The following is an 11,974-nucleotide window of genomic DNA, read 5'->3' on the forward strand; positions in this document are numbered from 1 at the left end:
GATTAATTCTCCATTGTTAGTGATGGAGGACGCTATGGCGGATGGAAGTGGATTTGACGGTCGGCTGGAGCTTGTTGAGCCGGTTCGGGGCAACCGGCGTTGGCCAGATGATGTGAAAGCGCGGATTGTAGCGGAGAGTTTTCAACCTGGTGCGCGCGTTGTGGACGTTGCGAAACGCCATGACATTGTTCCGCATCAGTTGTCAGATTGGCGGCGCATGGCGCGCGAGGGCAAATTGGTTCTGCCTGCGGATGTTGTGAAATCACCCCGCAATGCAGCTACGCCCACCAAGCAGTCGGAGCCAGCTTTTGTTCCGTTGCAGATTGCTTTGACATCGCAAGGCACTGATCGCGCATTACAGCAGGCTGAGATTGACGAGATAACGATCGCGATTGGATCAGATATCGTGGTCCACGTTCCAACGCATGCCAATGTGGCGCGCGCTGCTGAGTTGATCCGGGCGTTGCGGGGGGTGTCGTGATTGTTGCAGGACAGCGACTGCCGATTGTGATTGCGACAAAACCTGTGGACTTCCGTCGGGGACATGACGGGCTGGCCGCGACAGTGCAAAACGAACTGGGGTTGGATCCTCATTCTGGTCTGACTGTGGTGTTCCGATCCAAGCGGGGGGACAGGTTGAAGATTTTGCTCTGGGATGGGACGGGTCTTGTGCTGATCTACAAACGGTTGGAGGTTTCCAACTTCGTCTGGCCCAAGATCCAGGACGGCGTCATGCAGCTTTCTCGCGCCCAGTATGAGGCCCTGTTTGAGGGTTTGGACTGGCTGCAGATGGTGTCAAAACAGGTTACTCCGCCGACTGCGGCAGGGTGACTAATACACTGATTTTGGTGTTATTTTATTGGCTATTTCTGCCACTTTGTGGTAGGAATGGTCATGTCAAAACCACTCGATCTTCGCCGATTTCCTGACTTGCCGCCCGAGGTCATAAAGGCCCTCGAGACGCAGCAAGCGGCGCTCGAAAAAGCCCAGTTCGAGGTCAGCGTTGAACGTGCGGCGCGCCTGCATCATCAGGCTGATGCAGAAGAAAAAGGCGCGCTCGTGATCACGTTGACCGCGCTGGTCGAAAAGCTGGAAAGTCAGGTAGCCGACTACCGGCGCACAAAATTCGGACCCAAATCCGAAAAGCTGACCCCTGATCAGCTGGAGCTGGCACTCGAAGATCAAGAGACAGCGATTGCCGAGACGAAGGCGGAAATCGAGAACGTTCAGGCCGCGCTCGAGAAAAAGTCCCAAAACAAGAGCAAGGCCCCGCGCAAACCACGCAAGCCTCGCGCCCTTCCAGAGGGGTTACCCCGGGTCGAGCGCGTGATTGAACCCGACAGTATCGCTTGCCCATGTGGCTGCGGCGATATGGTCAAGATCGGAGAGGATCGCTCGGAGCGACTGGATATCATTCCCGCCCAATACCAAGTCATCGTCACCGTGCGTCCAAAGTATGCCTGCCCGAAAGGCCGCACGGGCGTGACCCAAGCCAAAGCTCCTGCGCATCTATTGGAAAACAGCTGGCCGACCGAAGCCTTGCTGGCCCATATCACTGTGGCCAAATTCTGCGACTTCAACCCTTTGAACCGGCAATCGGTGGCCATGGCCCGTAATGGTGCCCCAATTGATCGTGCAGTCCTATCAGACTGGATGGGACGCACAGGCGCACTGATTGCTCCTGTGGTGGATCACATGGCAATGGTGCTGCTCAAAGGCAGCACGCGGCTTTACGTCGATGAAACAACAGCGCCAGTACTTGATCCCGGTCGCGGCCAAACCAAGACGGGATATTTCTGGGCCGTGCTGCGAGATGATCGTGGTTGGAGCGGATCATCCCCACCTGGTGTCGTGTTCCACTATCGACCCGGACGCAAAGGAGAATACGCGGCAGAAATCCTCAACGGCTTCAACGGCACAATCCAGGTTGATGCCTATGGCGGGTATAGCGCATTGGCGACGCCCAAGCGGGTGGGTGGCAAGCCCTTGAAGCTGGCCTATTGCTGGTCGCATGGACGAAGAGCCTTGATCAAAGCCCAGCCGAAAGCGGGATCGCCAATCGTTGACGAGGCTCTGGTGCGAATTGCAGCCCTCTATAAGATCGAGGCCGAAATCCGAGGTTTGCCACCCGAGCAACGTAGGGCCGTCCGGCAGGATCAATCCCGTCCACTGGTCGATAAATTCTTTGCCTGGCTCCATGCCCAAGCCGGCCGGGTGTCGCGCAAGTCCGAACTGGGCAAGGCTCTGGCCTATATGCTCAGCCGACAGGATGGCTTTTGCCTCTTTCTCGAGGACGGTCATGTGGACATGGATTCCAACCTGGTCGAAAACGCGATCAGAACCCCCGCAATGACAAGGCGCAACACGCTTTTTGCAGGTCACGATGACGGCGCCCGTTCTTGGGCGCGCTTCGCGAGCTTGATCGGAACTTGTCGCATGAATGACGTCGAGCCATACGCGTATCTACATGACCTATACACAAAGCTGGCTAATGGGCATCTCGAAAAAGATATCGATGCTTTGATGCCATGGGCCTATGCCTCACAAACGAGCTCGTCCGGGACTCCCTGACGAGCTCAAAAACGCGCCAACCCAAACCCTGTCAACCCGCGCGCCTCGAAAAAACCAATGGGACAGAAACGGCGCATACCGTGATCCTCAGCTTTATTCCGCCGATGATTGGTTCCCTAGGCGCTTTCTCTGCTACGCATTGGGGCCCATGGCTTGCCATCCCGTTCGGCGTTGTCCCCATCATCGCATTTGTGTTGTCGCTGCGCTTCTGTCGGCTGGGTAGATTTCGGCAAAGCTATTATGGCGCATCCATGTTTGCGTTATGTGTCCTTTCCATTGCGGCTTTCATGTCTGTGCCTGCTGCCTATCTGGCACCCTGGACAGCACCCGGGCTTGCGGTGCAGGCCGTGCTGTTATTGGGACTAATGCTTGGCATTCTTGCTGGCCGGCATCAGATACTTGATGCGGATGTGATGGAACGCGGCCTGCGGCGACGCTTCCGCGCTGGTCTAGGCACCATGACAATTGACGAAAGGCAAAGCACTGCCGGAATGTACAGACCGGCACGCCCGGGTGATCGGATCGACGCCATGATCCGGATCGTGTTCTGGGTCTATGGGGCCGTGGTCATCGTTGGGGCGCCCCTCGGCGGTGGTGCGGGCTATATCATCCTGACGCTTCTCGCGCGGTGGGTAGATCCGGGCACGGGCCCTGATCTTCATGCCACAGCGATGACCACGCTCGGTGCCGTGGCCATTCCGGCGATTGGCTATTTCATGCCCCCCATTTGGCGCATGTGGCGCCTGCTACAGCGCATCGAGGCGGAAGCTGAGGACGAGAATGGCAATATTGAACTGCGCTGGAAATGACATCTTGTGTGTAAATGGTGGCAGTCCTGCCGCAAGAGCGGCGCGGCTTCAAACAGCCAACTGGAAATCTTCCCGACCGACCTGCAGATGCGCCGGGTCGATCCTGCGCGCAACATGCGTCGGTTCTACCGCATGAGCATCCAGCCGGACCTGTTCGGCGGTGCCAGCCTTGTGCGCGAATGGGGCCGGATCGGATATCGCGGCCAGATGATGAGCGAGCCGCATGCCGATGAAGGGCAGGCCGTGACCGCGCTGATGAAACTCGCACGCGCGAAACAGCGGCGGGGATATGCGTGACGCGGGCGCGGGGACACGGTGCAAAGCCTGACCGGACATCGGGGGGATGATGACGCTCGACTCCGACAAGATCGATGATGCGGCCCTCGCGATCCTCAGCCTGACGCTGCATGACGGTGATCGGGTCTGGAAGGGGATCGATTGGGACATCACGAACAGGCTGCACGAAAAGGGTCTGATCTATGATCCCAAAGACAAGGCGAAATCGCTGAGCCTGACGCCCGAAGGCATCGCGCATGCGCGGGCAGTTCTCTCGCGGGAGTTCAGCAAGGCCGAGTGAAAGCGGGCGAAGGCGATAGCCACTGCCTCGTCTGTATTGGCCAGACAGAGCGTTTTGGGATGCAATATCCGAACCGGACTTTGCATTGATTAGGTGGCGTCTGGACATAGCGCTGCCATCCGTCAATAAAGTTATGGTGAATTCGAAGCAAAGAAGGGATGCCAAATGACGAAACCGCTCACGAAAACTCAGTTGGTCGCTGTTCTGGCCGATAGCGCTGGTGTTGATAAGAAAACCGCGTCCAGCGTGCTGGATGCTCTGGCTGACACGATCCAGTCTGAAGTGGTCAATGGCGGTGGCGTGACACTCCCTGGGATTGTCAAAATCGTTGCAAAGCACCGGGGCGCGCGTACAGTGCGCAATCCGGCGACAGGCGAGTCCATTGAAAAACCCGCAGATCGTCGTGTGGCAGCAACGCCGCTCAAGGCGATCAAGGATGCTCTGGCGGAGAGCTGATAATCCCAAGATGCTGATACGGTTGTAGCAAGGCACGGCGTAATGTGCCTTGCCGCCCTTGGGCTTGCGTCTGCACAAAGATGCCCAAGGACGGTGCGGAGGGTTCATGCGCCAATGGGTGTCAGATTTCTCCGAGGAACCCAACCGGCGGAACCGTCCTCTGAACGGCAGTAAACCCAGCCATGCGTCTCATATTCACCGCTGATGATTTGGCCGACAGCGCATGTAAGCTCTTTGGCGGTATAGTCTTGCGTGACAAATAAACCCGCATTGCGGTCAATCAGCGTCGGTGGCACGCTGCAGTGCGGCTTCACCAAACCGGCCAATCGTGTATCGCGCAGCATTTTTTGCTATTGAACGTCGCTGATGCGGGACGGAGCGGACCGTGGCTATTAATCCACGAGCACATCGGCATCATCGGGGACCGCGTCCCGGCTTGGGACTTCGGTAAGCCTGCGCCTTCAGGCGCGGCCTATCTCTCCTTTTGCTGCAAAATCTCTGATGTGCATGGGCGTTATGGAGACGCGTAGGCTATGCGGCGGCTGTTGCGGCCGCGGTGTCAGCACGGGTGAAACGAAATTCAGTGCTGTCCTGCCACATACGGTGCAGAACCACCCCGATCCGTCGCGCCAGTGCAACCGTGGCGCGCTTTTTGCCGCGCCGCTTGGCGATAGTCCATGCCCAGGCACTCAGCCAATTCGGGCGACCACGATTCAACATCACTGTCGCCGCTTGATAAAGCGCCGTGCGCAACGAAGCATCGCCTGCCCGTGATATTTCGCCAATGATGTCCCGTTCTCCGGATTGCTCGCGCCGCGGGGTCAGACCAACCCAAGGACCAACATCCCTGGAGGATGAAAAGCGATCAGGATCATCGATCGCAGCCTTGTAGGTCAAAGCGACATGGGCGCCGACCCCTGGCATGGTCATCAGGTGAGGGCAGACGGGATCAGATTTGGCATGATCACGCAGGATCTTTTCCACGCCAGCCAGCTCCTGGCGCAGCGCGCTCCGCGCGCTCAGGATCGGTTTGGCTGCGGCTTCCAGCATAGGATTGCCCTCGACCAGCTCCATCACCCGCTGTTCAAAGCGCCCCTTGGCCACCTGTCCCATCTTCAGTCCGACAAGGACAATTGGCGTCGAATACCGGCAATCACGCGGCCATATCGATCAAGGCATCGATGTCGTTCTGCGTCATTTCCCGCCCGTCCAGAAAACTCTCATACCAACGTGCCATCAGGCGCGCGCGCTTCTGGCTTGGAATGGTCTGATCGCGTAACATCAGGCGCTCATCGAGCTGCGCGCTGATCCGCTTTAAGGCATCCAGATCTTCCGGGATTCGGACAACACGTTTGCCCAGAAGAATCCAGCTTGCGTCCTTCTAACCGCGCCACTGCATGAGCTTGGCTATGGCCTCGACAGGCACACCGCGCACCCCTTTTTCGTAATTCTGGTAAGCTCTAAACCCAACGCCCATATTGTCAGCCATTTCTCGCTGCGAAAGCCCAAGGGCTTGTCTGGTCTCGCGCAGGCGCTTGCCAATTCCGCGCCACTTTTCTTCAGCATCAGTGTCACTGTCTGACATGCGCCAGACAGTGAAACGGATTGCCCACGCATGATGTCTTGACTTGACCCTTGCCCTTCGATGGTCGTTAGCGAAGCGCGGACGCTGTTGATGTATTCCCACCGGACTGTCGCGAATAAATCATCCGCTACGCGGAACCGCTCGCCATTGGGCATTCTATAGACCGCGCCCGCGCGCAAAAATGACCCTGGCGCTCCCGTCGCATTAGACGCTCCGAACACCTGCCAACTTTTCACGCTGAACGTCAGTTGAACAAAACCCGTCACAACCGGCGCCGCTGTCATCAAAAACAACCCGCTCACAATCGCTACGCTCCAGGGGTTGTTCAACCACTCAAGAAGACGCTTTTTCATCCGGTTTCCTCAGCGTCGGCTCCGATCGTTGATTGTGCGATGTCGCCTTCTTGTTGTCGCCCGTCAGCACGGTCAGCACGAGGATCTTCTCGCGCATCAATCTCATATCATCCGCCATGTCCAAGATCGCTATCGAAACCTGTGCCGCAGCTATCTCGACCAGCCCCAAAAACCCAACACCCGCACCGATCCATAGATAGGTCGCTCCCCACCCCGACAGCCACCCAAATGCAATCAACAAAAGGCCGGCCACGATCATCAATATGCCAATGATCACCAGAAGCTCGAAAAAAAGCCTGCCAGTGCCGTAACGGCTCTTCAGGTCAGCACCCATCAATCCACCCGCAAAATAAGCATCATCAGTTGGTTGGGCCTTATACCCAGATTGAAGATATTGAACAGGGCGATCCCGCGCGGTCGCCCGTGTCCTGGTCTGGCCAAGGCCAGACCCAAGCCAGCCAGGGCGATGGTGGCGGCTGCGGATGGGCGTTGGCCGTCTCTCCGAGCCAGCCATCTGCCCGTCCGGTCCTGCCACCCCTGCCCCGCCCGTCTCGGCCCTTACGGGTCACGACCGCTATCGCAATAGATCAGGGGAAACCCGCGCGCGATTGCGCGGGTTGAGGTGATCCGAAGGACAGCGCGGGGGATCGACGGGCCTGTGGCCCGCTCACCGCCCGCGCTGACGATCTTGCTGTTCTTCTTGTCCGCCCAACAGACCTGATCAAGCTGGTCAAGGGGCAAGCGCCGCGCGGGGCGCGTCGTCAGCCCACCCACCCGTGTCCTCGACCTGCGGTCTGCGGGCCGCGCCAGTGGGTGTTCTGACCCCGTGACAGTCTCGCTCAGGCCCGTGGGTCGGGCTTCGCCCTCTCCCACTCTGTTCCGCCGAACACATGCGTATCCGGCAACAGATTGGCCGAGGCGCAGCCCATCGGCGGGAACAGGGACAAACCCCAACCGCCCATCGCTCAAGAGGACGAAACACCATGACATACGCATTCGCCACATCCGATGCCGAGACGCGCGAGCCAACGGTCGCAATCATGGCCTATGAGCCGAAGCTGGTATCACTGGCACTGGGAGGGCGCGCATACATGGCACGTTCTGTCGTGGTCCAGCGGTTTTTCTTCAACACACCAAGTGAAGCAGATGCCTTCGCAGCCTTGCACAATGACCAGCAAGATTACCGCGCGCGCGCCGCTCTTTTGAAAAAGAAAGCATCCGACCGCGCCGCTGCAATGAATGCTCTTGCGACCGCATAACTCCCCCCCATCGCATAATGGAAACAAGACCATGACCGGACCGACCACCAACACCCCGCCCGCGAAAGTGTAGCGCGTCAACCACCTTGTCCGGTGCCGACAACCACCTTGGCCGGTTATAGCGGCCGCCGGGGTTGTGTTTTTTGCTTTCTTTAGGTCAGGTTTTTTCCTTCTTCTTGGTTGTCGTTTTTGGTTGTCGCTGAGGCTTCGTTTTGCATTTTCATGTTGGCCACAGCGCTTCTTTGGCGAAAGCTTTGCGCATTCATCTCAAGAATGCTGGCATGGTGGACAAGTCGGTCGATGGCCGCGACGGTCATGGCTTTGTCGGGAAAGATTTGATCCCATCCACTGAACGGCTGATTGGCCGCGATGGCGATGCTGCGATATTCGTATCGCCGGGCAATCAGTTCGAAGAGCACCCCGGTTTCGGCCTGATCCTTGTGGGCATAGGTAATGTCATCAAGGATGATCAGGTCAAATTTGTCGAGCTTGGCCAAAGCTGCTTCGAGCACCAGATCCCGACGTGCGGCTTGCAGTCTTTGGACGAGATCGCTGGTCCGGGTATAGAAGACCCTATGGCCTGCTTCGATCAGGGCATGGCCAATGGCACAGAGAATGTGGGTCTTGCCCGTGCCGGAGTTGCCAATGGCGATCAGGTTTGCGCCGCCGTCCAACCAATCTCCCGCAGCCAGAGCTTCGACCCGGGCGCGTGGTAAGGTAGGCAGGGCTTTGAAATCGAAGGTTGCCAAAGTCTTTCCAGCTGGGAGCTGGGATTCATTCAGATGACGGCGCATGCGGCGCATGTCCCGCTCGGCGAGTTCGTATTCGGCCAGCACGGCCAGGAAGCGCGCAGCCGGCCAGCCTTCGGTATCGGCTCGTGTGGCGATTTCCTGCCAGAGCTTGTGGAAGCTGGGTAAGCGCAGGGCGCTCAGCATGCTGGGCAGCGTGTGGATGTCGATCTCCCGGGAGGTCATGCGCGTGCCTCCAGCAGCGCATCGAAGCTGTCCAGCGACGGATGAGAAACCACAACATCCTTTGGCAGCGCCGTGTGTTTAGGGGTGATCTGGGCCGCGAGCGACTTTGGGTCCGGTATCAAACCAGAGCCGAGATCGTCAGCAAGAAGATGTGCCAATTCCGCTTCGCAGGCTTGATCGTGGGCAATAAAGAGCAGAGCGACCATGCGGCGGCAGGCGTCGCGTCGCGGCAGGCTGTGCTGCAGCACTTCCCAAGCTTGCGCGTATTCGGTGCGGGGGAAGAGGCTATCGCGGTAGATCGAGCTCCAAAGGGCCTGTGGTTTGCGCTTCAAGGCATGGATGACGTGGTGGTAATTGATGACATGGACACGATGGCCATCGTTACGGCCTCGGCCACGGGGATGCGTTGCGACAAGGGTGCTGCCCAAGAATGCGTCGAGGCGGTCATCATATAGATGGATGCGCAAACGCTGCCCGATGAGCTGTGATGGCGCGCTGTAAAAGATGCTTTTGACCCTGAAGCCGCCCATTCTTGTGACCGGCACGATGACTTCCGTGTAGTCTGTGGTGCGCCGCGGCGGCAAAGGTTTAAGATACATCTGCTCTACCTCAACCGCTTGCGTCCGCTGTCGGTTGCGCCGCGCCACCAGAATGTCAATGAAGCGACGATACTCGGCCACAGATGCAAAATCACGGCTGCCGCGCAGGATCAGTGCCTGTGCGATGGCCTTCTTCAAGTGACGGTTCTGCGATTCCACGGCGCCATTCTCATGGGCTTCACCACGATTGTTGCGACTGGCATCCATACCATAATGACCGACGAAAGCTTCATAGCGCTTGGTAATATCCTCACACTCGTCACGCGTCAGATTACGAAATGCGGCTGAAAGACTATCCGTTCGATGGTTTTGTGGAACACCCCCCAAGGACCACAGCGCGTGCTGGAGGTTCTCGGCCAAGGCCGTAAAGCTCTCCCCGCCCAAGACAACACCAACATGTTCCCAGCGGCTATAGACCATAGCGAAATGATAAAGCAGGTGCGGGAATGGTGCGCCTGAAATGGTCACTTCCAGCTCGGCTGCTTGGGTGAAGTCGGACTGTGCCATATAGCCTGGCTCTGGTGTCTGGCGGAAAATGATATCGCGCTCCGGGCCTTTGAGCGCGCGCCACTGCCGGACCCTTCGCTCCAGGGTTCGGCGGATGCGATCATCTGGAAAAGCCAAAGGATGTAGACCCTGAAGGTAGCGCAACAACGTCACGGCCTGCAGGGCATTGTCGTTCTCCAGAACAGGAAGGATGTCATTCTCCCAATACCCTTCAAGCGGATCGGATACTGTACGCCCGTGAACAATCTTGCGCTGTGAAGGGGGCGTTGGATCTGCATCAAATCGCCGAGCGGTTCTTTCGCTGAACCCAGCACGGGCGGCTGATGTGCATTGGCTGTGATTTTTGAGGTCGGTCATGTATAATCTCAATTGCTGGTCGGTGATGGATTGATAGGCCAACCGGGGTCCTCCGTTGGAACGCAGAGGCTTCCGGCTTATCAACCCACAGCGACCAGCACCTAACCCAAAATCACCTTGGCCGGTGGCGCTGACCTCCAGGCGGGCAAGCCCGCCCTCCGATCAGCGCCACCGGCCAAGGTGGTTGTCGCTACCGGCCAAGGTGGTTGTCGCTCAACAGCCTCCCAAGACTGCGGTTCTCAGCGCCGAGGCTGCGGACAATCCAACGCTGCGCGACCAGCGCATTGCCGCAATACGCACAGGCGGGCGTATTGCCTGGAAGGTGAGCAGCGGATACAATCAGCGCAGCCGCGGTGAAACACAAATGGGGCGCTGGAAGGTGGTCATCGGCCCCAAACTGAAAGCGCGCAGCTTTCCCAACCAGAAAACCGAAGCCAAGATCGGCGCCCACATTCTGAACAAGATGACCGAACTTGGCCGTGCCAAGTTCGAGGTCGTAGCTTGACCAAATGAGCGGGTAAGGGCCAAACTCAAACCACCGTAGGTCCGTGCAACAACGCCGACAGAACCAATTCCACAACATCCGTAAGATCCTCACCCACCTGAGGGCCGTTTTGATTCTGCTCACCTCAGAATCGCAGCCGTTTTCGCGACATTTTAGACTATTTCGCGACACAGGACCCGACACTGCGGGGGCAGGTAGCTAAGGTGAAATTCGCGATCGAGCGCACACTAGAATCGCCCTGAAAAAGGGTGCGTTAAAAACTCCTGAGATCCAATAAAAAGGAAACAACTAAATGAATGTAAAGCTCAAGCTGTCCGTTGCCGCTGCTGCCATCATGGTGTCGGGCAGCGCTTTTGCGGAAGAAGTCACCTATGAAACCACGCTGAACGTCGAAGAGCCAGCTCAAACCTGTGTTGTAGATCACACCGGTGGTGACCAAGAAGTCACAAGGGAAGTTGGCGAAAACATGTTCGACAATCAGTTTGGCTCAGGGCAAATTGAAATTGTTTTTGGCCAAGTTACGTTGGCTTGCGAAGGAACGGTTGATATTGATGAAATTAATTATGAACAGAACTTCAGCCAGTCAATGATCGATGCAGGTATGACCGGAAACGTTACCCTGGGGCGCCGCTTGGACCCGGCGGACGAGGTGTCGGATGTTTTCTTCCCAAATCAGGCGGCACAAATCGTCACTCGCTACCTAGCTGAAGGTTTCGCAGACTATGAGAATAATGTCATTCCGGCGGGCCAATACGTAATTACCAACCTGTTTACGATTGTATATAACTAATCGGTAGATATTCATATCGCTTTATTGCGAGTGATTGTCTTTACATAAAAAGTAACGGTAGCAATATAGAAGTATTGCTACCGTTTTATAGATAATTGGTTCATACCTTATGAATCAACGACGCATCGAGGGAACCATGATGAAAAGAACTAGCTATTCCGTATTGCATTTCCTGATTGCAATGCTCTTAATAAACTGGTTGCCCAATCAGGCCCTTGCTGCCCTTCTGGTGCACCCCACACGACTTTCGCTTGATGCTGAAAGCAGAACGGCAGTTCTGAAGTTTGATAACACTGGAATACGACGTGAACTGGCCCAAGTCCGTGTGTTTCGACAGATTGGTGACGACCCAAACCGGCTTGAGCGTACGAGTGGGTTCATTATCTCGACCACAAGTTTGGATGTTGGCCCTCGTGCTCGTCAGGAAATCTCAATAATAGCCTCACCTTCGGTAAAGCCCGGATGCTATCGTGTGCTTGTCGACGTCGCCCCGACGCCACCGGGACCTTCTTCGGAGTCGGCTGTGACAACTGGGGCGTTGATTAGCGTCCGCCACTCCATTCCTCTCTGCTTCTGAAGGCGTTCTGTTCATGGCATCGTACAGACCGAAGATACTAAAGCTCTCAAAGTTC

At 57.0% G+C, this 11,974-nt stretch carries 17 protein-coding genes and 2 pseudogenes; 11 read left to right on the forward strand and 8 right to left on the reverse strand.

Annotation, left to right across the window (positions count from 1 at the left end):
• Positions 1 to 34 precede the first annotated feature (34 nt).
• The 7 genes from tnpA (at position 35) to BD293_RS18505 (ending at position 4,413) form a co-directional block, all read left to right on the forward strand.
• Entirely contained in the window at positions 35 to 481 is a 447-nt protein-coding gene (gene tnpA, locus BD293_RS18475) for an IS66-like element accessory protein TnpA (protein ID WP_142079382.1), read from the forward strand.
• Positions 478 to 831: an IS66 family insertion sequence element accessory protein TnpB gene (gene tnpB, locus BD293_RS18480; protein WP_142079383.1), complete on the forward strand. Its 354-nt coding sequence runs from the start codon at positions 478 to 480 to the stop codon at positions 829 to 831. The genes tnpA and tnpB overlap by 4 nt, the downstream gene beginning before the upstream one ends.
• 63 nt (positions 832 to 894) lie before the next feature.
• The gene (gene tnpC / locus BD293_RS18485) at positions 895 to 2,571 is read left to right on the forward strand and encodes an IS66 family transposase (protein WP_142084872.1); all 1,677 of its coding nucleotides are present in this window, start codon (positions 895 to 897) and stop codon (positions 2,569 to 2,571) included.
• 287 nt (positions 2,572 to 2,858) lie between these two features.
• Complete coding sequence (locus BD293_RS18490; protein ID WP_142084874.1) at positions 2,859 to 3,380, forward strand: hypothetical protein; 522 nt, start codon at positions 2,859 to 2,861, stop codon at positions 3,378 to 3,380.
• Between the two features lie 87 nt (positions 3,381 to 3,467).
• A complete protein-coding gene (locus tag BD293_RS18495) occupies positions 3,468 to 3,677 on the forward strand; it encodes a WGR domain-containing protein (RefSeq protein WP_142085067.1) in 210 nt (69 codons plus the stop codon).
• Between the two features lie 46 nt (positions 3,678 to 3,723).
• Positions 3,724 to 3,957: a DUF6429 family protein gene (locus BD293_RS18500; RefSeq protein WP_246086390.1), complete on the forward strand. Its 234-nt coding sequence runs from the start codon at positions 3,724 to 3,726 to the stop codon at positions 3,955 to 3,957.
• A gap of 165 nt (positions 3,958 to 4,122) precedes the next feature.
• Positions 4,123 to 4,413 (forward strand): HU family DNA-binding protein, encoded by a 291-nt coding sequence (locus BD293_RS18505; protein WP_142084876.1) that lies wholly within the window; start codon positions 4,123 to 4,125, stop codon positions 4,411 to 4,413.
• A gap of 104 nt (positions 4,414 to 4,517) precedes the next feature.
• On the opposite strand, the gene BD293_RS23605 is transcribed toward BD293_RS18505, so the two are convergent.
• From BD293_RS23605 to BD293_RS18530, 6 genes and pseudogenes are all read right to left on the reverse strand, one after another.
• Positions 4,518 to 4,757 carry an SH3 domain-containing protein gene (locus tag BD293_RS23605; protein WP_142084877.1) on the reverse strand — a complete coding sequence of 80 codons (240 nt, stop codon included), beginning with the start codon at positions 4,755 to 4,757 and terminating at the stop codon, positions 4,518 to 4,520.
• Positions 4,758 to 4,944: 187 nt separating this feature from the next.
• Positions 4,945 to 5,535, reverse strand: a pseudogene (locus BD293_RS18515) (transposase); the annotation flags it as partial.
• Between the two features lie 31 nt (positions 5,536 to 5,566).
• Positions 5,567 to 5,695, reverse strand: a complete 129-nt coding sequence (locus BD293_RS23380; RefSeq protein WP_281286708.1) for a hypothetical protein — start codon at positions 5,693 to 5,695, stop codon at positions 5,567 to 5,569.
• A gap of 99 nt (positions 5,696 to 5,794) precedes the next feature.
• Positions 5,795 to 5,998, reverse strand: a complete 204-nt coding sequence (locus BD293_RS23610; RefSeq protein WP_142084881.1) for a helix-turn-helix domain-containing protein — start codon at positions 5,996 to 5,998, stop codon at positions 5,795 to 5,797.
• Between the two features lie 333 nt (positions 5,999 to 6,331).
• Positions 6,332 to 6,685, reverse strand: a complete 354-nt coding sequence (locus BD293_RS18525) for a hypothetical protein (protein ID WP_142084883.1) — start codon at positions 6,683 to 6,685, stop codon at positions 6,332 to 6,334.
• Positions 6,686 to 6,909: 224 nt separating this feature from the next.
• The gene (locus BD293_RS18530; protein WP_142084885.1) at positions 6,910 to 7,125 is read right to left on the reverse strand and encodes a hypothetical protein; all 216 of its coding nucleotides are present in this window, start codon (positions 7,123 to 7,125) and stop codon (positions 6,910 to 6,912) included.
• 209 nt (positions 7,126 to 7,334) lie between these two features.
• On the opposite strand from BD293_RS18530, the gene BD293_RS18535 reads away from it, so the two are divergent.
• Positions 7,335 to 7,610 carry a hypothetical protein gene (locus BD293_RS18535; RefSeq protein WP_142084887.1) on the forward strand — a complete coding sequence of 92 codons (276 nt, stop codon included), beginning with the start codon at positions 7,335 to 7,337 and terminating at the stop codon, positions 7,608 to 7,610.
• Positions 7,611 to 7,762: 152 nt separating this feature from the next.
• Here the strand turns inward: BD293_RS18535 and istB are convergent, their stop codons facing one another.
• Together istB and istA are read right to left on the reverse strand one after the other, a co-directional pair.
• Positions 7,763 to 8,584: an IS21-like element helper ATPase IstB gene (gene istB / locus BD293_RS18540; RefSeq protein WP_211841087.1), complete on the reverse strand. Its 822-nt coding sequence runs from the start codon at positions 8,582 to 8,584 to the stop codon at positions 7,763 to 7,765.
• The gene (gene istA / locus BD293_RS18545) at positions 8,581 to 10,089 is read right to left on the reverse strand and encodes an IS21 family transposase (protein WP_425467950.1); all 1,509 of its coding nucleotides are present in this window, start codon (positions 10,087 to 10,089) and stop codon (positions 8,581 to 8,583) included. The genes istB and istA overlap by 4 nt, the downstream gene beginning before the upstream one ends.
• A gap of 178 nt (positions 10,090 to 10,267) precedes the next feature.
• On the opposite strand from istA, the pseudogene BD293_RS18550 reads away from it, so the two are divergent.
• The 3 genes and pseudogenes from BD293_RS18550 to BD293_RS23615 form a co-directional block, all read left to right on the forward strand.
• Positions 10,268 to 10,552 (forward strand): annotated as a pseudogene (locus BD293_RS18550) (IS5 family transposase); the annotation flags it as partial.
• Between the two features lie 292 nt (positions 10,553 to 10,844).
• Entirely contained in the window at positions 10,845 to 11,342 is a 498-nt protein-coding gene (locus BD293_RS18555) for a hypothetical protein (protein ID WP_142084889.1), read from the forward strand.
• Between the two features lie 181 nt (positions 11,343 to 11,523).
• On the forward strand, positions 11,524 to 11,919 hold the full coding sequence (locus tag BD293_RS23615; protein WP_425467952.1) for a fimbria/pilus periplasmic chaperone: 396 nt from the start codon (positions 11,524 to 11,526) through the stop codon (positions 11,917 to 11,919).
• Positions 11,920 to 11,974: the final 55 nt, after the last annotated feature.

This window comes from Roseinatronobacter monicus (genome assembly GCF_006716865.1).
GTDB classification, from domain to species: domain Bacteria; phylum Pseudomonadota; class Alphaproteobacteria; order Rhodobacterales; family Rhodobacteraceae; genus Roseinatronobacter; species Roseinatronobacter monicus.